General features: G+C 32.3%; 26 protein-coding genes. 25 read left to right on the plus strand and 1 reads right to left on the minus strand.

The genetic code is table 11. The features are described 5' to 3' along the window. Positions 1-22: 22 nt before the first annotated feature. Together CDZ92_RS04990 and CDZ92_RS04995 are read left to right on the plus strand one after the other, a co-directional pair. Positions 23-2,410: a hypothetical protein gene (locus tag CDZ92_RS04990; RefSeq protein ID WP_096154069.1), complete on the plus strand. Its 2,388-nt coding sequence runs from the start codon at positions 23-25 to the stop codon at positions 2,408-2,410. After that, positions 2,379-4,853, plus strand: a complete 2,475-nt coding sequence (locus tag CDZ92_RS04995; RefSeq protein WP_096154071.1) for a restriction endonuclease-like protein — start codon at positions 2,379-2,381, stop codon at positions 4,851-4,853. Before CDZ92_RS04990 ends, CDZ92_RS04995 begins: the two co-directional genes overlap by 32 nt. 87 nt (positions 4,854-4,940) lie before the next feature. Here CDZ92_RS04995 and CDZ92_RS05000 read toward each other — a convergent pair whose 3' ends face one another. Continuing rightward, positions 4,941-5,594, minus strand: coding sequence for a winged helix-turn-helix domain-containing protein (locus CDZ92_RS05000; RefSeq protein ID WP_096154073.1), 654 nt, complete (start codon positions 5,592-5,594; stop codon positions 4,941-4,943). 135 nt (positions 5,595-5,729) lie between these two features. Here CDZ92_RS05000 and CDZ92_RS05005 point away from each other — a divergent pair, with 135 nt between their 5' ends. The 23 genes from CDZ92_RS05005 to CDZ92_RS05130 all read left to right on the plus strand — a co-directional run bounded on the left by CDZ92_RS05005 (position 5,730) and on the right by CDZ92_RS05130 (position 21,608). Next, positions 5,730-6,023 (plus strand): hypothetical protein, encoded by a 294-nt coding sequence (locus CDZ92_RS05005; protein ID WP_096154074.1) that lies wholly within the window; start codon positions 5,730-5,732, stop codon positions 6,021-6,023. Further along, positions 5,977-6,423, plus strand: coding sequence for a 5-methylcytosine restriction system specificity protein McrC (locus tag CDZ92_RS05010; protein ID WP_369679959.1), 447 nt, complete (start codon positions 5,977-5,979; stop codon positions 6,421-6,423). Before CDZ92_RS05005 ends, CDZ92_RS05010 begins: the two co-directional genes overlap by 47 nt. Before the next feature lie 887 nt (positions 6,424-7,310). Beyond that, positions 7,311-7,691: a hypothetical protein gene (locus tag CDZ92_RS05025; RefSeq protein WP_096154078.1), complete on the plus strand. Its 381-nt coding sequence runs from the start codon at positions 7,311-7,313 to the stop codon at positions 7,689-7,691. A gap of 121 nt (positions 7,692-7,812) precedes the next feature. Further along, on the plus strand, positions 7,813-8,634 hold the full coding sequence (locus tag CDZ92_RS05030; RefSeq protein ID WP_096154080.1) for a cobalamin-binding protein: 822 nt from the start codon (positions 7,813-7,815) through the stop codon (positions 8,632-8,634). Positions 8,635-8,747: 113 nt separating this feature from the next. Further along, a complete protein-coding gene (locus tag CDZ92_RS05035) occupies positions 8,748-9,131 on the plus strand; it encodes a VOC family protein (protein WP_096154082.1) in 384 nt (127 codons plus the stop codon). Between the two features lie 227 nt (positions 9,132-9,358). After that, entirely contained in the window at positions 9,359-9,637 is a 279-nt protein-coding gene (locus CDZ92_RS05040; RefSeq protein WP_096154084.1) for a hypothetical protein, read from the plus strand. Between the two features lie 441 nt (positions 9,638-10,078). Beyond that, positions 10,079-10,573, plus strand: coding sequence for a hypothetical protein (locus CDZ92_RS05045; RefSeq protein WP_096154086.1), 495 nt, complete (start codon positions 10,079-10,081; stop codon positions 10,571-10,573). A 115-nt stretch (positions 10,574-10,688) separates the two neighbouring features. Beyond that, positions 10,689-11,174: a tetratricopeptide repeat protein gene (locus tag CDZ92_RS05050; protein ID WP_096154088.1), complete on the plus strand. Its 486-nt coding sequence runs from the start codon at positions 10,689-10,691 to the stop codon at positions 11,172-11,174. A gap of 289 nt (positions 11,175-11,463) precedes the next feature. Further along, on the plus strand, positions 11,464-12,009 hold the full coding sequence (locus CDZ92_RS05055; RefSeq protein WP_096154090.1) for a hypothetical protein: 546 nt from the start codon (positions 11,464-11,466) through the stop codon (positions 12,007-12,009). Positions 12,010-12,207: 198 nt separating this feature from the next. Further along, the gene (locus tag CDZ92_RS05060; protein WP_096154092.1) at positions 12,208-12,510 is read left to right on the plus strand and encodes a DUF4190 domain-containing protein; all 303 of its coding nucleotides are present in this window, start codon (positions 12,208-12,210) and stop codon (positions 12,508-12,510) included. Between the two features lie 190 nt (positions 12,511-12,700). Continuing rightward, a complete protein-coding gene (locus CDZ92_RS05065; protein ID WP_096154094.1) occupies positions 12,701-13,234 on the plus strand; it encodes a GNAT family N-acetyltransferase in 534 nt (177 codons plus the stop codon). A gap of 134 nt (positions 13,235-13,368) precedes the next feature. Continuing rightward, positions 13,369-13,686 carry a hypothetical protein gene (locus tag CDZ92_RS05070; protein WP_096154096.1) on the plus strand — a complete coding sequence of 106 codons (318 nt, stop codon included), beginning with the start codon at positions 13,369-13,371 and terminating at the stop codon, positions 13,684-13,686. Positions 13,687-13,890: 204 nt separating this feature from the next. Beyond that, the gene (locus CDZ92_RS05075; RefSeq protein WP_227521478.1) at positions 13,891-14,643 is read left to right on the plus strand and encodes an alpha/beta hydrolase; all 753 of its coding nucleotides are present in this window, start codon (positions 13,891-13,893) and stop codon (positions 14,641-14,643) included. Positions 14,644-14,863: 220 nt separating this feature from the next. Further along, the gene (locus tag CDZ92_RS05080; RefSeq protein WP_096154100.1) at positions 14,864-15,802 is read left to right on the plus strand and encodes a phosphotransferase enzyme family protein; all 939 of its coding nucleotides are present in this window, start codon (positions 14,864-14,866) and stop codon (positions 15,800-15,802) included. 258 nt (positions 15,803-16,060) lie between these two features. Beyond that, complete coding sequence (locus tag CDZ92_RS05085) at positions 16,061-16,336, plus strand: hypothetical protein (RefSeq protein ID WP_096154102.1); 276 nt, start codon at positions 16,061-16,063, stop codon at positions 16,334-16,336. A 161-nt stretch (positions 16,337-16,497) separates the two neighbouring features. Then, on the plus strand, positions 16,498-16,713 hold the full coding sequence (locus CDZ92_RS05090; RefSeq protein ID WP_096154104.1) for a glycosyl transferase: 216 nt from the start codon (positions 16,498-16,500) through the stop codon (positions 16,711-16,713). Positions 16,714-16,966: 253 nt separating this feature from the next. Then, positions 16,967-17,233 carry a hypothetical protein gene (locus CDZ92_RS05095; RefSeq protein ID WP_096154105.1) on the plus strand — a complete coding sequence of 89 codons (267 nt, stop codon included), beginning with the start codon at positions 16,967-16,969 and terminating at the stop codon, positions 17,231-17,233. Between the two features lie 720 nt (positions 17,234-17,953). Further along, on the plus strand, positions 17,954-18,781 hold the full coding sequence (locus CDZ92_RS05100) for a DUF368 domain-containing protein (RefSeq protein WP_096154106.1): 828 nt from the start codon (positions 17,954-17,956) through the stop codon (positions 18,779-18,781). A gap of 88 nt (positions 18,782-18,869) precedes the next feature. Continuing rightward, positions 18,870-19,088, plus strand: coding sequence for a DUF6366 family protein (locus tag CDZ92_RS05105; RefSeq protein ID WP_096154108.1), 219 nt, complete (start codon positions 18,870-18,872; stop codon positions 19,086-19,088). 58 nt (positions 19,089-19,146) lie between these two features. Next, positions 19,147-19,734: a hypothetical protein gene (locus CDZ92_RS05110; protein WP_096154110.1), complete on the plus strand. Its 588-nt coding sequence runs from the start codon at positions 19,147-19,149 to the stop codon at positions 19,732-19,734. A 503-nt stretch (positions 19,735-20,237) separates the two neighbouring features. Next, entirely contained in the window at positions 20,238-20,702 is a 465-nt protein-coding gene (locus CDZ92_RS05120) for a hypothetical protein (RefSeq protein ID WP_096154114.1), read from the plus strand. A 152-nt stretch (positions 20,703-20,854) separates the two neighbouring features. Beyond that, complete coding sequence (locus CDZ92_RS05125) at positions 20,855-21,226, plus strand: hypothetical protein (RefSeq protein WP_096154116.1); 372 nt, start codon at positions 20,855-20,857, stop codon at positions 21,224-21,226. Between the two features lie 136 nt (positions 21,227-21,362). After that, positions 21,363-21,608 carry an ATP-dependent Lon protease gene (locus CDZ92_RS05130; RefSeq protein WP_096154118.1) on the plus strand — a complete coding sequence of 82 codons (246 nt, stop codon included), beginning with the start codon at positions 21,363-21,365 and terminating at the stop codon, positions 21,606-21,608. Positions 21,609-21,710 lie beyond the last annotated feature (102 nt).

Genomic DNA, 21,710 nt, shown 5'->3' on the forward strand with positions numbered 1-21,710 from the left:
ATTTTTTAGAGGGGGTTAACCAATGTCTAATAACGATACCATTCTTATTAAAATCGGTGTTTCTTACAGGGAAGGAATATCAGCAGAAGAGTTATATAGAGTAACTAGTGAAAGTTGGGTTATAAGCGAGAGTAATCTTAAATCAGGAGATTATAAATATTATTGCCCAATCTACAATAATACGATAAAAGAAGTTTATTACCTTGAGGGATATGAAAAAGATGATAAACGTAAAGGTAGGTTTATACTTAAAGGAACTTTAGCGAAAGAATCTATTAGAAATAAGTTGATTGGCTTGGATTTAGGAGAAATACATAAGGGGAAAGGGAACCCCATTAAATATTATAGCGTGGATGAATTATTAAAACGAACCAATGATATTGGAATAAACAGTTCAAGTGAAATAACAAAATATGATAGTGAAATCAAAAAAATACTAGAAGGGTTAGCGAAACATACAAATGAAATTAGGACTTTAAGTACACAAAATTCGAACTGGATCACTAATGTTACAGATGAAGAAATATGTGTTGAAACAATACCTTCTAGGGAAAAGTACTCTAAAGGAGAAAAAGACCAGCCGTATGACAAGATTTCATTTGAATATATCCTAGAAGCTTGGAACGAGTTTGTTTCAAATAAAAAGGCATCTTCTAATCACTTCGTTAAAACTAGAGGACGTTCCTCATTTTTTATGGCATTTTTTAAAGAGCTACCTTTTGTAGAAAAGTCTCACGAGGATGGTACTGTATATATAAAATTAGATGAATACACTACCGATCAATTGCCTGAGGCTAGTTTAAACCAAGTGTTATCACTGTTAAACGAAATTATCAGCGAAAATCTTGATCCTAAGTTAATCTCACAAAAATATACAGAAGACTCTGGTAGGCGATTAAAATTGCGTGCTAGACAAAGTCTAAAAATTTTAGGTTTTCTTTCCGATCAGTATGAGATAAATCAAGGAATTGTTAACGAGTTCCGTAAATTCAACAATAAAAATGATTACTTGAAATACAGAATGATGCAGCATCCCTATCTAAAAATGATTGCTGATCTTTTAATATATTTAAATTCATATAAAAGAAATGTAAAGTTATCCTTATTAACAAAAGTGGGAATGTTAGTTGTTCAAAATTCTAAGGATGTAAATCAGATGGTGGAATCTGTATCTGAGTATAGAACTAGGAATATTTTAAATTGGTTTAAAGAGGTCGGTATAGTAGACGAGGAGTGGAACTTAGTGGATAAAGAAATAACAGCGGAATATAGCCCCTCATCTAATTCTAGTCAAGTACACGATGAATTAGTTAAAGATTTATCCATGAATGAAATTGTTGAACACGTAGACCAGTATATTGGGAGTAAAGGTTTTTACTACGAGGCTCAAGAAATTCAAAACTTGTACTTATCTCTTAGAACAAAGCCTTTTGTTATTTTATCAGGAATCTCTGGAACTGGTAAAACAATGATTATAAAATGGTTTGCCGAAAGTATCGGCGCTACAGAAAAAAATGGGCAATTTACTATAATACCAGTCAGACCAGATTGGAGTGATGGATCTGACCTGTTAGGGTATGTTGACATCGCTGGTAAGTTTAAAGAAGGTCTTTTAACTACTGTTATCAAGAATGCTATCCAAAATTCCGAACGGCCTTATTTTGTACTATTAGATGAAATGAATCTTGCGAGAGTGGAATATTACTTTAGTGATATTTTAAGTGTAATGGAGAGTAGAGAGAGTAAAGATAATAAGATAATTACTTCTTCTTTATTAAAGAATGAAAAACTAGATAATCCTGTTTATTTTCCTGATAACTTATTCATTATTGGAACTGTTAATATGGATGAAACTACTTACCCTTTTAGTAAAAAGGTATTGGATAGGGCTACAACTATTGAATTTAATGAAGTACGCTTGGATTATTTAGAATTTTTAAGAGATATACCTGAAATAAAACCGATAGCGTTACACAATTACAATTTTGTATCTAGATACATACATTTGAAGGATGTTTTTAATATCTATTCTGATATTGTAAGTAAGGGAACTGAGGAGCTAGTTAAGATTAATTCTATACTAAAACAACTTGGAGCACATGTTGGATATCGTGTCAGAGATGAAATTTGTTTTTATCTTGCTTATAACGAGGAAGGTAAGCTCATGACATTTGAACATGCGATTGATCGTTGCATTCTACAAAAAATCCTGCCAAGAATCTCAGGAAGCGACACTAGAGTAGAGCGCACATTAAAACAGCTATTCAGATTGTTTACAAACAAAGAGTTAGACGATAACACGGTTCTACCAGACACAGAAGAAATGAAATATCCAAAAAGTGCTGCGAAAGTGTTCGAGATGTATAGGAGGTTGTCTGATGATTCCTTTACCTCTTTCTGGATCAGTTAGAGAAGATGTGGAGTTAGTAAAAATAGAAACTAACCGCTTTTCTCTAGTAATAAAAGGTAAACCTTATCATGATCGCTACTTAGGTTTACAGCAATACAGAAACATGGATTTTCACGATGTGATGAAATTCTTAGTGACACCTCTTGAGCATGTGGAATCAGTAAAAGTATTTGATATAGAGAAACTTGAACTAGTAGAAGATGGTGAACATCGGCCGATATTTTTCGAAAATGGTGTTTACACGGTAATGGTTTCCCCGAAAGATGGTAGAGATTATTCTTTTTACCATGAAAATTCATTGCTAAGAAAAGCTATAGATAGAGTTGAAGTGGGAAATACATATGTTCTGCTTGGCAGTTTGCATTTTCAGAGTGAAATAGGCTTTTCCACATTTGAAATTAGGGAAGCGAACAACACGTTACTAGAAGTTACGATGGAAATATTTCCAACAAAGCTAAACTATAAAGAAGATTATCAGGCACTGTTAGAGGAAGTAAACGATGAAATCTATAATCTCGCTTTTCATTTTTTAAAGAAGACATACTTGAGTGCAAGTACAAAGTTGGAAGGAAATCCATCACCAGCAGAGTTCTTTCGATTGATTACGGTGTATTTTAACTCTTTTTTAAAAGCTATCGACCAAATTGAGCGGCAGCCACATCATAAACTTATAAAGAAGCACGAAGTTGTTCGAGGAGAGCGGCTAAAAAACCTTGATTCAACTGGAAGAAATTATTTGAGGAAAAATAGCCAGTTACTGCAACCGGTACATAAAGGTATCTCTATTGATGGTAATCAATATATGCCTATAAAAGGGATATCTAGTAAAAAAGAAATTACTTATGACACTCACGAAAACCGATTTGTGAAGTGGATGATGCACCGAATTGTATTAAAGCTCGGACAGTTACTTGATAGATTACAGCCTAAAAATAGACGTTATTCCTCTCCGGAACAAAACGAAGAAACCATCACACTAGTTGCTATTATGAAAAAGCGACTGGAAAGGAAATTACGTTCACCTTTTTGGAGCCATTTAAGCTTACCTGACCGAATGGTATCCAGTTTAGTGTTACAGTTAGCAACAGGTTACCGAGATGCTTATCAAATTTATTTAACTGTTATGAAAGGTCTTGTACTACATAACAACATATACAAAATGTCAGTAAAAGACGTTGCCACCCTTTATGAATATTGGACGTATTTAAAACTCGGACAAATATTAGGACGGAAATACGAATTGATTAGTCAAGATATCATTAAAGTAAGCAGAGATAGATTATATGTAAACTTGGAATCTAACAACAAGGCAGAAAGAGTGTACAAACATCCAGTTACAAATGAAAAAATTACATTGACCTATCAAAAGCGGGAAGGTAACTTACCAACTGTTGTACAAAAACCAGATACAATGCTAAGCATTGAGAAGAAGGGTGAAAAGTACTCCTTCAATTATGTGTTCGACGCGAAATACAGAATTGATTTTGCAACTGAGGATAGCTATTACGGTAGAAATTATCATTCCCCAGGGCCGATGGAAGATGATATAAACACAATGCACCGCTACCGAGATTCCATTGTTGCAGAATATGATGGACCATATGAACGAAAAGCGTTTGGTGCTTATGTGTTGTTCCCTTGGAATGAAGAACATATTTATGAGGGACATAAATTTTATAAGAGTATAGATAAAGTAAATATTGGTGGATTTCCTTTTCTACCAAATGCAACAGCACTTGTCGAAAGGTTTATTGTAAACTTAATTGATAAAAGTCCAGAAGAATTACAAAGAGAAGGTATTTTGCCTCGAGGTTCTTTGCAAAAGTGGAAAGATTCCTTTGAAGAGAAAGTTTTTGTAGGAGTAGTGTCAAAAGAAGAACAGTATTTTCATATAATGCGTGAGGCGTGTTACTCTATTGAAGCTAGTCAATTAAAAGCCGGCTGGCAAGAAGCAAAGTACATAGCTCTTTACATTACTAAACCTGTTGGGAAAGAAAATGGAATTTTACATTACGGGAAAATCTCAACTGTTAATGTAGAAGAAGATGTTGTTATGTTTAATGTGGAAGTATGGTTGAGACTACCAACGGTAATTCGACCAGTAGGCTATGGTATTGCAAGGTACGCTATGACTACTTTAAGAACCCTAAAGCAAGCAAAAGAACTACCAGAGCTGTATTTGCAAACCGATGAGGAAAGAATGGTTTGGCAAACACTTAGAAGAGTATCGGATGAAATTAAAGTCGATTTAGACAACCACTACTTGGACCAAGCGAATAAAATCCTAACGTTAAAGATAAAAGAAATAACGATCTCATTAAATATTGATGAAAATATCGTGATACTGAAATCAAAAAATGGTGAAGTCATTAAAGACTTACGAGAGTTTAGAAGAAACCCATCTATTTTATTTAGGGTTATTATGAATGAAATAGCTAGTTAACCAAAATTGAGTTATAAAAATATAAATTGCTAGCTCTACTTTAGATATAGAGCTAGCAATTTTAAATGATATTTCAAGAAAAAGCGGTTAATTAACTTTCTTTCTCTTCTCCTCCAAAAATCCCTCAACCAACACTAAATAAAAATATCTTTCCAACTTCCAACCATTCTCTAATACCATTCTTTTATACACACTCCTAATCAACGCCACAAGTACCATCTTCGTGAATTCCTCTAAAGGTTTCTCTACTTCAGCAGTTTCATAAGCAAGTAAAACACTCTGCCAAAGCTTTTCTACTTGCTCAGTAGGGAGAAAGAGTTCACCTATTGTTTTAAATTGTTTCGGGATGGAAATATGTAATGAAGATTTAGATGCAATGGCCATAGAGTTTTTTCTCTCTTTATATGGAAATGGTTGTATCACTAGTATGTTGACGTCCCTGGCACCACTTTCTCTATAGGTTGGTATTCTTTTCACAATCTTCATCTTTATTAATTTGTTTAATGCTCGATTGACCTGTCTTTCGGAACTGCCGACCTCATTTGCAATTGTTTTTATGCTACAAGAGGAAACTCCAAATACTTCTACAGAATTTTTCCATATGAAGTTCAGTATTTTTTGTGTATTTAGGGACATGGAATTTTTGTAATGATAGAAGTAGCCTCTTACTGTTTGGTCTAATTCCGTGACAGAGGAGAAAGATTGAAAGCTTTTCATCTTTTCTTCATTGGCGATCAACAAGAAAAATCCCCCCAACAAAAATACCTTTCTACTAATATTGTAAATTCGTTAGAGGGAAAAGTAGCATGATTGGACAAAATTTTTCCATTAAATGCTATAATTAGTCTATTAATATCTATTTTCTAGGAGGTTACTATGCAATATAACGAACTGAAGAAACAATTATTAAAAGATCATTACATAGACATTGCCTTTAAACGATACTTAGCTTTTAAAGAATCAGAGCAATATGATGAGCTATACAAATTAGAGATTCTCTCAAGATTAAATCAATATTTGCGTGAAGAAGTAATTACAAAGTTCACCATTGTGGACATCGTAAAACGAATTCAAAAAGAGAATCCTCCTGCAGGTAGTTTTGTGCATTGGAGTAAAATAGCTGATTTGGTTCTTATTTCATTTCTATCGATTAGAACAAAAGCAATATAAGGTAGCATCAGAACGATTCCAGTGGAAGTTAACTGGTAATCAGTCACTGCTTCCAACTATGGTAACGGACATTTCCTTAACGAACCGAAATAGAAAAGAAAAAATTATCATGGATGCTAAATTCTATAAGCACATTTTCCAAGAACACTTCGGTAAAGAATCATTCCATAGTCATAATCTATACCAACTCTTTACCTATCTGATGCATCAACCGAAAGAGCTAAAGGTAAGAGGTATCCTTATTTATCCGTACAATGGCAAGGATGTTCAAGAATCGTTTGTATGGGATGAGCGGATGAGGATAGAAGTGATGACGTTAAATTTGGATAGTTCTTGGGAGGAAATATATGAACGTTTGATGAGTGCTATAGAAAATGAAGGAACTAATTTTGAAAATTAAAAGGGAGATTTTAAAATGATGAGCTATCTTACATTCGCTAGTCTATTTCTAGGCCTACTTGCCTGGGCCCTCCCAGCAATCAGTCTCATGCGTTACCAAACTGGTGGGAATAAACATTGGGCCTTGTTTTCAATTATCAGTGTCACAGTATGTGCGTTGGCGCTATTCTCTGAAATGTTGTATTTCAACATCTTGTTAGAATAGAAGATTTTAGTGCCATTATGGACATTACGGATGGTGTAGTATTAGCAGCTACTATTCTACTAATCGTCACAATCCTTTTAAACGCAGTAACTGTATTTATTTATCGTAATAAGCATAGACAATTGTAATTAGGTTGTATGAAAGGTTAGTATTGATTTTTTTTTACTTAATAGCTGTGATTTCCGATCGTAGTGGGGCTGTGACTTGAAAATATAATGAAAATCATAGAACGGGTGGTTTACTATTTTAATTTTATTTAGTTTATTAATATCTTTTATTACCGTTATATTATTCTTGATTTTGTGTGCAAAGACTATTTTTTCTTTCATCAAGAAGAAACCTTTTCCTAAAAAGTTACTGTTAGCAACTTTGTCTGGGGTTGTTCTTGTTTCTTCAATATTTGTATATGAAACTTACTTTTTTACATTTAGTAAAATTTATAGAGTTTGCAAATTGTAATTTTTCTATGGAATGGATGAACGAAGATACGCTTTACATTCAAAATTATGATCCTCATTATCCCGATTCAAATAGAAGTATTCCATTAATAATAGGTAAAGAAATTTACCACGAAAATGGTTTGGCTTGTAAAAGCTTGTAAATGAAAAAAGAATATGAAACTTGTTACCGAAATTAAAAAGAGCGTTCAGTGATATAAGTACAGAGTAAAAGTGGGGAGTTATATGCTTATAGTTCAGATTGGAGTAATCCTATTAGCTATAATAATAGGATACATACAAGTTAAAAAGGAATATAAAAATTTTACTGCATTTGAAAAAGAACAATTGAAAATAGAGCTAAAGAATCCTATTTTTGCTTTGTTTCACATGCTGGATTACATTGGGTATGTAATCTTTTTTGTCGGGATAGTTTTTCAAATATACGATTTATATTATTTCGCGTTTTTATTGATTGGTCTTGGCTGGATAATAGATGGAGCAGATTTAATGAGAGTGAATAATAAAAAAGGTCTAATAGTAGTATCAATAGGAGCTATAGTGTTTCTGACTACTTCTTTATTAGGGGTTAAAGCACTTTTCGGTTTTGATTTTCTTCAACTATAGGATAGTAAAATTATGAATCTATCAACAACAGGAGAGACAAGAAACTTTACCTCTTAATTGGGTAAATGAGGAAGAAAATGATTATTTCTAAAATATAGGGTTTTTTACGAGGAGTTTTAAGATGAAATTAATTTCTATTTGCCCAAGTAATACAGAAATAGTAGCTTACTTAGGTTTAACCTCTACGTTAATAGGTGTCGATAATTACTCGGATTGGCCAGAGGATGTTCAATCATTACCTAAGCTAGGTCCTGATTTGAATATTGATATGGACAAAGTGGAAAAGCTGAAGCCTGATTTAGTGTTGGCCTCTCTAAGTGTACCTGGAATGGAACGAAATATCGAAGAATTGAAGCAGAGAAATATCCCCTATTTAATTGTACCTAATCCTAAGACATTAACAGAGGTTGGAGAATGTCTATTGTTTGTTGGAAAAGCGACGAATACGGAAGAAAAAGCAAAACGATTGCATGAGAAATACACGTTAATACTAGAAAACTATCGATTGTTAGCAAAGCAAGTACAAAAGCCGAAAACCCTTTACTGGGAATGGTGGGCTAAACCTATTTTTACACCAGGAGCAACGAATTGGTTAACGGAAATTAGTGAGCTAGCTGGTGGGGTAAATGTATTTCAGGATAAGGCACAAGCAAGTGTTCAAACAGATTGGGAGGAAGTTAAAAAAAGAAATCCCGATGTGATGTGTATTGTTTGGGTTGGCGTACAGAAGGAAAAGGTTAATCCTAAAGTAATACTTAAACGAGCTGAGTCGGAACAAATGAATGCGATTCAAAACAATCATTTATACATATTAGAAGAACCATTGTTTTGTAGACCATCGCCTAGATTATTACTCGGTTTAAATAAAATAGCAAGTATCCTTCACCCTACTATATTTCCGCCATATATAGAAAATAGTGATTTATTATTGGATGAAGGCTAATGGAAGCTAGGGGAAGTGAAGAAACGGTTCTGTTGCTTCAAAAGCAAGAGTACCGTCCCTATGCATCCAAGAGCTTTCCTATTGCTTCCGGAAATTAAAGAGGGGGGTTAACTTTGGTTAAATTATATAGAGTGATTTTACCAGTTACAGATATTGAAAAAGCAACGGAGTACTACTCCTTTATTTTTAATGTTTCAGGGAAAAGGGTTTCACCAGGTAGGCATTATTTTGATTGTGAGGGGACAATTTTAGCCTGTTTTGATCCTAAAGCAGATGGAGATATTTTTTCATTGAGAAGAAACCCTGATTACATATACTTTTCAGTTTCTGAACTTGAAAAAGTGTATGAACGCGTAAAAATGACTGGGTGTCCAATTGATGAGAGGATTGAGACTCAACCTTGGGGAGAAAGATGTTTTTATGCCAAAGATCCTTTTGGCAATCGGATTTGTTTTGTAGACGAAAGTACCGTGTTTTTAGGACATGAACAGGAATAGACTTATGTGTTTACTGCTTAACAGAGATCATTTAAGAATAGAACTTTAACCGTTCCTTAGTGGGTTTCTTATTGAAAACCTTATAAAGTATAGTGGATTTGGAATTTTATTGGTGATAAAAAGCAAAAAGCAAATTGAGAGATGACTTTGACTAACAGATAGCGTTCCTTCAAGTATGAGGAACATTTTTTGTGGGTGTTATGGTCGTTAATATGGGGGAGTAAGTATTGTCTGAGGAGAAGAAAAAGCTTTATTTAAATTTGCTTATCGGATATTTAGGGATATTATTAATTTTCATTGCTGGAGTAAGGTATATTTTGATTACAGAAGACATTGTTGGGCGTTCGCTTATGTTACTTAGCGTTATATGTCTAGGAACTTGTTTTCGATATGTAGAATCCCAATTGCTTTCTACTAGAAAAGAAAAGTTAATAATTCAAAGTATTTATATAATCGGAATCATAATTGTTTTTGTAATTGGTTTGTATATAATCCAGACTAGATGAAAAGTTCAAAAAATATAATACAAACCTATACGATGGTTTCTTTCCCCTCATTAAACCGGTAACTATAAAAAATATTTTTTTCAATAACAGGGACCTTCGTATTAAACGGAGGTCTTTATTAATGTTTAACTCATCCACCTAACACGAATACAAATACTTATGCTTTAAGGAGAAATGATAATTGGAGATGATATAGATCAAAGATGAAATTGGTTGGGTACATTGTAGAGTCCTGTCATTTTTAGATAAATTTTAATATTAAGTCTTTAAGGAATGGATAAAAGTTAATAGTTCAATTAACGGGTGCGTATCTTCAAGAAGGAGATCGCACCTTTCATATTGAAGTTCTCTGATAGATGAACCATATGTTTTATGTTGTTTCAACAAAGTGATTCCTTTTACGAAAACAATCGTCTAACTATTTAGAAAGGAGAGGCGGTTATGACAGATGAGAAGGAGATGGTCAACACGAGACCAATACATGGGGGATATATGAGAATATTCTATGTTTTTATATCTATATTGGTAGTTGTTTTCTTTACATCATGTTCTATAAGCAGCCCAGAAATTACTGAACTGCAGGGACAAAATGAGGATAATAACTTATCTGTTAGTGCAAACGCAAACTGGAATCCAGATAAGAAGTTGTACGAAGTAGAAGTTAAAATTCACAATAAAAGTAATAAAATGATACAGTTGTTATTTAATTGCAATGATTTAATAAGCTATCCAGGAAAATCGTATGAAAATGGTTGTGATGAAGTTTATTCAATGGTTCTTGAAGAGGAACAAAACTATTTTGATAAAACATTAATCCCAAAAAATCTTTTTAAAATTGATAATGACATATTTAATATAACCATTCGTTATCAACTTGATGTTGATAGTAAAAAAACAAATGATGTTACAGTACCGTTAAAAGCAACAAATAAATAGAGGATTCGTGAATGATTAGCATTTTAGTAGAGGAGCTGCTGTATTGGCAGCTCCCTGTTGTTTTAGGAACAAGGCCGGTTAGTAGAAGAACAGATATAGTAAGGAGATGAAACAAATGAACAAAGAATTAGATAAAGCAATAGATTTACGGAAAAGGGGAAATCATAAAGAATCAAATGAATTATTAATAAAATTAGTAGAGGAGTTTCCTGATGATGCTTCGATTAACTACCAATGTGCTTGGAGTTTTGATCTATTAGGAGAAGAAGCTAAAGCAGTACCTTTCTATGAAAATGCTATTAAGTTTGGGTTACTTCCAGCGGATTTGGAAGGAGCCTTATTGGGATTAGGTAGTACATATAGAACATTAGGAGAATATGAAAAATCAAAAAGTACGTTTCTAAAAGGGATGGAACTATTCCCCGACAATAGAGCAATGCAAACATTCTATTCGATGACCTTATATAATTTGAAGGAACATAGTAAAGCCATGGAGTTACTACTAAATTGCTTAATAGAGACGACAAACGACTCGGACATTTCCAGTTATAAAAAAGCAATTGAATTCTATTCTGATAAATTAGATGAAGTTTGGAAGTAGTTATAAATAAATTCACTTAAATTAACGGGTAGTATTTTTATATAAGGATTATTCGTAAAGATGATTGCTTTTAAATATGGATAAATTCACCTTTTATGGCAGACTCATTACAGTAAGTTAATCAGCAAACCGACCATTTAATGGAATAAGGAAGGAAATAAAAGGGACCTTATCGAATTGTAAGTTATGCGAATAAAGGTGCGATTACTGAAAAATAAAGTATAGACTACTACTGTATAGCAATTTATATAATTTTGTTTAAATACATAAAGAGGTAGTGATTTAAAGAATGAGATATTTTTCTATATTAATAGTAAGTATTATTTTAGTTACTGCGGGGTTTGGATGCAGTAGCGATAAAGAAGGTAAAGAAGAATTTAAAAATCTTAACCAAAGGATCAATGAAGAAATTGGTAAAGAAGTTTTTTTGCCTCAATTTGATGACTTAGATTTATCATTTGCATACGTATCGTACAATAATGAGGGAAAAGCGAGAAGTGTAGACGTTCAATATAGTAAGAGTGTGTCGGAAGATATTGTAGAACATATGGAATATCCAAATACTGAAATACTCTACGGCCCTTATAATGTAGATGCTGTGATAATGTTTTCCGTTGATAAAAGTTATGGCGAAATTTCTAATTTTTCAGGAGAACGAATTCATATTAATGAAATAGAGGTAATTATTTCAGAGAATATTGAAAATGACCCTTTCCAAGTTCATATGTTTATATTCAATGAAAGTAGATTTGTAATTGGATATAAACTAGATTACTTTACTCAGGAAGAAGCATTGGAGAAAACAAAAGAAGTAGTTTACAGTATTTCTAACTAACGGTTGCGTTAGCTCAAGAAGAATTAAGTGTTTTTAGACTGTGGCCATATTTTAGTTATTCCACTAAAGGCCGCTTTTCATAAAAAAGGAAAGCGTCTAATAGCAAAAAAGATTGATTTGAAGGCCTGGGGATGAAACAATGAATCTAAAAAAATGTGTTAAAGTTGAAGTTGCAGATAGGGAAAGGGGGAAGACCGGATGAATGAAACCATCCTAACGTCCAAACGGGAAGAGACTAATATTCATGCAATTCTATCTTTGATTTTCGGGATTATGTCGCTTCTGGGAATGATGTTTACTTTGATATTTGGAATTGTTTTTGCTTTACCTGGATTTATCCTTGGAATAATAGGCATTAAAAAAACTAGTACTACCAATCAACCTGGCAGATCTCTTGCTTTAGCCGGGCTAATATGCAGTTTTTTAGGCCTAGTCTTACCATTAATTATTTTTATCATCACTATTCTTTTTTTCACACCATCCGATTTCATTATAGAGTAATACTCGTAGGTAGCTTTAAATGAATAATTAGAGCTTCAATAAACGGGAGCTTTTCTGAAACAAGGAAAGCGTCTTTTTTGCGAAAAAAAGATTGAGTTGCACAAATGAATTTGAAAAAATTAGTATTAATCAAAAGGCAGGATTATTAAAGGAGACTGTTACATTAAAAGGTTGAGAAGGAGATTAAAAAATGTTTCCAACATTAGAGACAGAAAGATTGGTACTTAGAGAAATAACAAAGAATGATGCAGAGGGTATATTTGCTTGTTTTTCAAATGAAGATGTAACACGGTATTATGGGCAAGATACTTTAGAAAATATAGAACAAGCAGAAGCATTTGTTGATTTCTTTGCAAATAGTTACAAGGAAAAAAGAGGGATACGTTGGGGAATTGAAATTAAAGGAACTCAAGGAATTATAGGCACTATTGGATTCAATTCTTGGTCCTCTAAACATAAACGAGCAGAGATAGGGTATGACATACATCCTAATCACTGGAGAAAGGGATATACCTATGAAGCCGTATCTAAAGTAATTGAATACGGCTTTAGTGAATTTGGTCTAACTAGGATAGGTGCAGTTGTCTTTACAGATAATGAGGCTTCTAATAAGTTGCTTACCAAAGTAGGATTTCTAAAAGAAGGTGTTCTAAGGGATTATATGTATCAAAATGGAGAGCCATATGATACATATGTGTACTCATTACTAAAATATTATAGTTAACGAGATTCAGATTACTAGGGTAAAACTGAAGATCAGCTAATTGAACCGGTTATGGCCCTTCTTCAATTATTGGGCAGTTATGTTGAATAAGGAATTAAAAATGTTTTGTAAATAAATAATGTGGGAGCGTTGGAATGAAATCTAAAGTTATTAAACTATTGCTTGGTCTAGTTCTATTCGCTATTATTTTGTATGTTTATCCTATTGGAAAGTTAGCATTAACTGATACTCAAGTTACTAAATCTTTATTCGCAGATGTGTATTATGTAAAGACTTCTTCTGGGGAAAATGACTTTAATATCTTCCGTAATTATATGGGAAGTAGAGGTTGGAAAGAAAACGAAGATAAGCGAATAGGTGGTTTATACATCTTTGAAAAGAACGGTGAAATAAAAGAAGTAATAAATACACAGGTAAAGACAATTTTTGTTGAAGGAAAACTAAATTTTTAACAACTTGTTTCGCTAACGGAGAGCTTAGCTAAAAGAAGGATAAATAATTGAAAGAGTGTCAATAGTTATTGGTTATTTATGTTAAAATGTATGTAAAGTAATGAGGTAGTTTTTGCAAAAGACCTGTTAATGTAAATGAAAATTACAATTTTGATAATAGGGGAAGGAACTAAGATATTTATGATTAAGCAATTTAAAATTAAGATGAACGCATTAAATAGAGAACGAATGATAAGTGTTTATCTTCCGAAAGAATACGAGAATTCTAATAAAGATTATCCAGTTTTATATATGCACGATGCTCAAAATTTGTATCGAGATGAAGATTCATTTTTTGGTTCTAGTTGGAGAATTGCAGATTGTCTAGAGGAAATTGGTCTTGAACTTATTGTTGTTGGTATTGATTGTAACGCAGAAGGAACAAAACGAACAGATGAATTTGGTCCATGGATAATTGAAAAAAGTATAAATAGAGGTTTAGAAATCGATGAATTGATTGATTTAGGGGGAGAAGGAGAACAATATATTAATTTTATAGTAGAAGAATTAAAACCATATATTGATAAGAAGTACAAGACCAAAGTAGATGATACGGCAATGGCAGGAAGTTCTGCAGGCGGGCTTATTTCTACATATGCAATGTGTAAATATCCATCTATATTTAAAAGAGTCGCTGCGCTATCTAATGCTTATTGGCTAAGTCAAAAAGAAATAGAAGAGCTGACTGAAAAAAGTAATTTATCTGATATAAAAAAGTTCTATTTTGATGTAGGTACGAAAGAGCAAACTGCCACATTTGGTTCAGACGAATACATAAACTCAAATATTTCCTTTAAAAATGTAATCGATGTAAAGAATATCAATTATCGTTTTGAAATTGTAGAGAATGCAGTTCATAACGAAGTTGCTTGGCGAGAGAGGTTTCCTGCAATTCTTAAATATTTATATCAAGACTAATAACATAAATTCATATTAAACAATTGGGCGCGATCCTTTAACAAGAATCAGCGATCATTTTTAATTTTAAGGCAATATAATTGAATAAGGTATAAATTAAATTGGATATTTATGTTATTATTGTATTGCTTTTGAGTGAGTCCTAAAATATTGCCAACAACAACTTAGACAAATGACGATATAAATAAGGAATCTCTTTTCAGAACGGAGAATAGTTTTTATGGAACCAAAGATACTAGAATTGCTCAACAAAATATATCCAATAGATTTTACTAAGATTGAACTAGTAACAAATGAAATGTATCGGTGTACTGCAGTTCAAGGTAACTTCTTCGCTAGAATAACGAACTATAAAACATATGCTGAACAGTTAGAAGAAGTTACTTATACAAACTTTTTGTATGATGAAGGATTTGGCGTATCGCCAACCATATCTTCCTTAAACGGTAAATTAATAGAAAGGATAATACTTGATAGGGAATACTTGACTGTATTATATAAAGCGGCTCCTGGTGTACATTTACCAAGGGCTCAATGGAATGCCAGTATATTAAAAGAATTAGGTCGACAAATTGGTAGGTTACATCGTTATTCAAAGAAGTTTGAAAATAAAGAGACGATTAAATATATCAACGATTGGCATGATAATGAGGAGTATGATTTCCTTAAATATATCCCTAAAGAAGAAAGCACGATTAGAGAAATTGCGCAGGAGATTTTATCTACAATAAAAAATCTGCCCAAAAGTCATTCAACTTATGGCTTACTACATGGAGATTTATGGTTAGAAAACATATTGGTTGATGGTAATTCGAATCTGACCATGGTTGATTTTCAGGATTGTGAGAAAAATTTTTATATTTTTGATTTAGCTGTACCAATTTACAGTGCATTGGAGTATTCGTATGTAGGAAATGGTAACATCATTGACTATGGACGTTCTATTACTAAAGCAATAATCGAAGGGTATCAAGAGGAAAATGAAATATCTCCAGAGATGTTAGACAAACTTCCTCTATTTATTAAACTAAAAGAAATATTTGAATACAGCTTAATGCATATGTATTGGAATAAAGAGAAGTTAACCGAAGAACAAATACGAATAATGAACCATTTTAGATTAAGGATTGAACATAATCACTCCATTCTAAGTATTTAACAAACTTTTGTTATTGAACTGAATAAAAGGGGACGTGCTAACTTCAACAGCCCTTTTTCATCTAACCGAGCGCTAATCCTCTAGCAAGGATTAGCGCCATTTTCATTTCCGTTCAGAACGAACAATCACAATATACCTTATTGCAGGAATTTAAATATTATGAAATAATTGGAATTAAGCAATCGGGAAGGATACCTGAAAAAAGTTAAAAATAGAATTATAGTAAAGTTTTGATAATATACGAAAGAGTGGTAGTACATGGAAAACATTCTACAATATAAAAAAAAGAAATCTTATAGTAAGGTAGTATTATTAGTCTTAACAATTATATCAATGAGTTTTGTTATTTGGGCGGGCTTTACTGGTAGAGAGTCTATATTCCCGTTCCTACTATGTTTAACACTGTTTCTCACTATAAGTAATTTACAGCTTGATAATGGAAATCAAGAAAAAAAGGGAATTTATAGGATCTTATTTATTGTTTCATTTCTGTCAGTTGTATTAGCAGTTGCAAACTTAATTATTGCCGGGTAATCTGTGAAAAAATAGTCTAATTCAACAATTTGGAGCTTAACTGCAACAAAGTAAGCTTCTTTTTTGTGGAAAAATATATCTTGAGTAAATACCTAATATTTGTAATAATTGGTATTAAGCAATAGGGCAGAAGAATTAAATTGTAGTAAGGGGAATGATTGATGAACAAACAAGCAATGGTATATTTTATTTTTGGGATTATTATTTTACTGGTTAGTTCACCTTTAGGGTACAGCCTGGTTAACATAGTGTATCGAAACCAGAATTTAACTGGAGAATTTGTACCTCTTCTAAACGGATTTATACATTCATTGATGTTAATTGGTATCTTGGTATTTAGTATTGGAGTAGTTACTTTACTAAAAGACAGGAAATAAATATTGCATTAAATGGAGCTTTTCTTTAATAAGATATTAATAGAAGATCTTCATTAAACGTGCGCTTATCTGTAACAAGGTAATCTTCTTTTTTATGGAAAATATATCTTGAGTAAATGTCTGATATTTGAAATAATTGGTATTAAGCAATCGGGCAGGTTTTTTGTTTTTTAATATTAAATAACTGTTAGTTACTATAGTCTCTTAAATAGCTTCTGTAGGGGAATGCTTTTTTGAAAAGAGGTGGATGGGATTGATTTTTGAAATCTTAGCTAATATAGGAATATCTATGCAAATGTTTCTTCGCGGGATGCCAGAAGATGATAAAGTTAATAAAAACATTGAACGTTTAAAATCTACGGATTGGTTTCAGGAGATATATAAAGATAAAGAGGACTTTTTTTCAAAAAATGAAGATGTTCGTTATCTAATAGGTTGGGCCAAAGTTGATAAGGATTTAAAAAATGAAAAAAGAGCAAATAGGTTAAGAGAAAAAATATTAAGTACCCTAAATAACTAGCATTAGGTGCTTAATAAAAATTGATAGTGCTCTCTCCTGTTTTGTAATCGGGAGTAATTGCAGATTAATAATCGCTGTTCATGTAAGAAATGTGCAATAAGTTGAGTTATAGGGAGAGGATCAAACTGGAATGGTTTAAATTTTTGTACATTTTATCGTTAGTTTTTTGTCTTCTTGCTTCTATTCAGTTTTATTCGTTTTAGAACGTTTTAAAAATTTTAAAATTGGCCATATACTTTCAAATGAATTTGTAAATAATAGCAGGATGAATATTAAAGTTGCAATTGCTTTTTTAGGTATTGGTTGTTTTTTAGGTTTAATAGGAGTTCTGATAAGCCCTTTTTAATTTATTTTGTAGCTTCCTTAAGTAAATGGGAGCGTTAGTTAAACAAGATAAAGGCAGCAATCATTAATATTATCTTGATCCTCCGCAATCGGGCGCATTTCTGAAACAAGGAAAGCGTCTTTTTTTTCGAAAAAAATGATTGAGTTGCAAAAATAAATTTGAAATAATTGGTATTAAGCAATAGAGGCAGGTTAGCTTAATAGGCTTCTGATCTTAGCAGGATTAGTAGCTACTTTTGTTGAAGTAACATGGCAGATTAGTTTAGCTGTTAGGAACGCTACTTTTATTAAAAAAAAATAAAATTTATATTAAAATTATAATTGTGATAATAAGATTATAATAAATAAATTAAAAACATTAAGGTGTTGAAAAGAATGTTAGGTATTATATTTCGAGGCATGGCGGTTGGAATAACAGAAACCGTTCCTGGTATTAGTGGCAGTACAGTTGCTATGATTTTAGGAATTTATGAACGACTAATATATTCGTTAAGTATTTTGACAACAAAACATAGAAGAGAGGCTTTACCTTTTCTATTTACATTTGGGACAGGTATGGTCATTGGATTTGCTATTTCTATCTTTATTATCAATTATTTATTAAGTTACTATCGCACACCAACGCTTATGTTTTTTATTGGTATTATTGTAGGCTTCTTGCCTTACCTTTGGAAAGAAACACTCAATCATTCAAAAAACAAAATTAAATTAAAACATTACATAATAATGTTCTTGTTTTTAAGCATTGTAGTATTAAGTCAACCTTTAAGTGGCATAAATCAAATGGATTTAAATAATTTAGCTATTGCCGACTATATATTCTTTGCCGTTGCAGGGTTTATTGCAAGTACCGCTCTTGTTCTCCCAGGAATAAGCGGTGCTTTAATACTGATTATATTAGGTATATATGATATAGCAACAGCATCATTAATGTCCTTTGATTTGCCGATAATTTTAGCGATTGGTTCTGGTATAGTGTTAGGAGTTCTTTTGACCAGTAGGCTTATTCGGTACTTATTAACAAATTATACGGTAGAAACCTATGCGGCGATGATTGGGTTAGTTAGTGGTTCAATTTATGCGATTTGGTATCATTTAGATAGTATAGTTAGCACTTCAACTATCGTAGTGTCATTGATAACTTTTTTTGGTGGTATTGCTTTTATAATTACTTTAAAGCAAACTCAAAACAATAAATTTTAGTAGTGTTACTATTTTTGGATTAGATATTGAGTATGTGAAAAACTTCACTTCAACTAAACGGGTGCTTTGGTTTTAAAGGGGGAAAATGATGAGTAATGATAAAAAAGAAACTCCTGAACAAAAGAGAGAGAGGTTGAGACAGGAGGAATTAAAAAGAAATCCTACTGGTAATATGAATGATGCTTTTAATAGAGCAAACAGTAGAAACCTAGCTGATTTAGTAGGTAGTTTAGGTTGGAAAGGTACTGGAATTCTTACTCTTATAATCATATTTGGATTTTTTATTGTATCACTCTTATTTAAGTAACGGGTGCGATTGTTGAAGAAATTAATATTGAATAGTTTTAGAATCGAGGAAATTTTTTATGATGAATTTATCAAAAAAACAGTTTTATTTTTTAGTTTTTCTATTATTTATTGCCGCCATTTATGGTTATAAGAAACATCAAGAAGTAAGTAATCTACATAACTATTTAAATCCACTTTTAATGGAAAAGGTCCATGCCATTCAGATTGAAATTCATACCGCCTCAAGTATATTAACGACTGCAATGGATGAAAATCAAATTCCTTATGCACAATGGATACAATTAAAAAGTGCTTATAAGACAATTGAACATGCTAGTTATGAAATCGAAGAAATGGCTAGATCGATATACCCTAATCGTGCTAAAGGTTTAGAGAATGCGACTAAGACAACTTCGTATTTAATGGCAAGTGATTTAGTTTATATAGAAGATAATTTTATAGAAGCTAACTTGGATAGATTAGATATGATAACCTTTTCAGCAGAAGAACGTGAAGTATTAGAACCAATATATAACACTACTTTAGCTTGGAGAAAAATATCTAGTCAATATTATGTAGTGACTTCTATTATTACTCGTAATTATTGGGTGGATATGATGAAAGAAATACAGGAAGAATCTATCTTGTACCAAAAAGATTATTAAAAATAGTAACCTAAGACTTTGAACTAACAGGTGCGAATATGAAACAAGGAAAGGTACTGTTCAGTTGGACACCGTGACAGGAACAATGCCACTTAGAAACGTGTTCTTACAACAGTTTATATTTATTAGTAGATGCCTTTTATGCAATTGGGGGTGGACGATGTTCCTGTCCGAGGCCACTGAAAAAGTCGCCTTTTTTAAAAAACAATGTTTTTTAGGGGGTCAAAAATGTCTACCTATCACAGAAACGTCGCTTAGAAGCGAATCTAGAGCGTCATTTTCTTGCACATTATTTTTACTTTTTAAAAGTTGGACTTTTTCAGTGGCCTCTTCCTGTCCCCATGTCCAAATAGTTGGAACGCCGTATGCGGTGAAAGTCGCACGTACTGGTGTGAACAGGGGGATAAGGGAGCGATAATTTCAAACCCTTACCTATCTGTATCAATAAGAAATCACAAAAGTAATGAGCATTTACTTTAAAATAAGATTAAACGGGGGTTTATATGCGAAAAGTTTATCTAGATAGAACAGAAGTAATTGGAGCCGTGGGTGTAAATATAGAAGATACTGAAGTTATACTAGCAGGGACAACAATTTTTCCTATGAGTGCTCACTATAAAAATGAAGAGTATCAAAAATGTGCTAGCGATTATGATATTCAATTTATCTTTGAAGATGATATTCCACATTTAGAGTTTTTTACGGTTCCACATGTAGATATTATGGCAAAAGATAGTAAAGGTGGATTTATCGGAACTGTTTATCAACAGTGTGATTCGGAAAGTGACGCACCATTTTGTTATATCAATAGGGATTTAGAGTGCTTTATAATTTCTGAAAACGAAAAAGATTTTCTGAGTAATATAGGAACGTGGCAAGACAACATGAAACCCTATGATAAAATTACCGTTTATCGTTCGAAAGCAGAAGCAGAAACTGAACTAGAATTTATCGATTTGTCTATCTGATAGTCCTCCATTATTATAAATTCATATTGAACTAAAGGGGGCTTATCTTAAAGAAGGATAAGCTCCTATTTTGTGGGAGTTATTAAGCTAACGAAGCAGCTTAGCACAACAACATTTACAGTAAAAACGTCAATTAAAAAAGGAGAGAGACTATGAGTAAAATACTTTTCGCTTTATTTTCTATTAGTGTTTTTCTGCTAGCTGGGTGTTCTGTCGTAAGTGAAAAGGAAATCGATAAGATGCAAGTGGCAGTGGACTGGGTAGATGCTATTGCTTGGAACGGAAACAAATATTATTTAAATGAGGAGAAAACAACCATAATTACTGAAAGTGATATTGGAATAAAATTAGGTGAAATTACTTTCTCTGTTACCAGAAGTGAGGAAGTCGACAATCCTGAGTATCAGTTGAAAGATGGAGAGGCAACATTTGTTAGTAAAGGAACAAGTGTTTATTCCATAAAAGGTGAAGATATAAACGAATTTATTTATGCACAAGGTAAAGTGTATAAGGTGGGTGATTGAATATATTTATAGGAAAGACCTTTATAAATTCAAAAAGTCTTGTTCAACAAACGGGTGCTAATCTTCAAGAAGGAGATTGGCTTTTTCTTATTGAAGTATAGAAGTAGTAATGTAGATGAAGGGGAGGATGAATGTAATGAAATTATTAGGATCTATTTTGTTGGCAGGTATTTTAGGTATTTTGATTTTCTTTGGACCTATTGGTGTTTATATTTTAGGTACAATAGTATTGGGAATTATTCTTAGGTCATACATGTTGTTAAATGATATACATAAAAAAGCAGTACCAACTGGAAGCGTAGATGAAGTTCAGTTGGCTTATGAAAAGTATTTAAAAGAAAAAGAAGAAAGGGAATCAATTGAGGCAGATTTAAAAGAGTAAACATATTTTTGCTATTGGGTACGTAAATTTTATCGCTTGTTGAACTAACTAGCAGCGGGATAGTTGAATAAGAAGACAATTACTTTTTTTTACAGTAAAATT

Source organism: Bacillus sp. FJAT-45066 (assembly GCF_002335755.1).
GTDB classification, from domain to species: Bacteria; Bacillota; Bacilli; order Bacillales; family Bacillaceae_I; genus Bacillus_CD; species Bacillus_CD alkalisoli.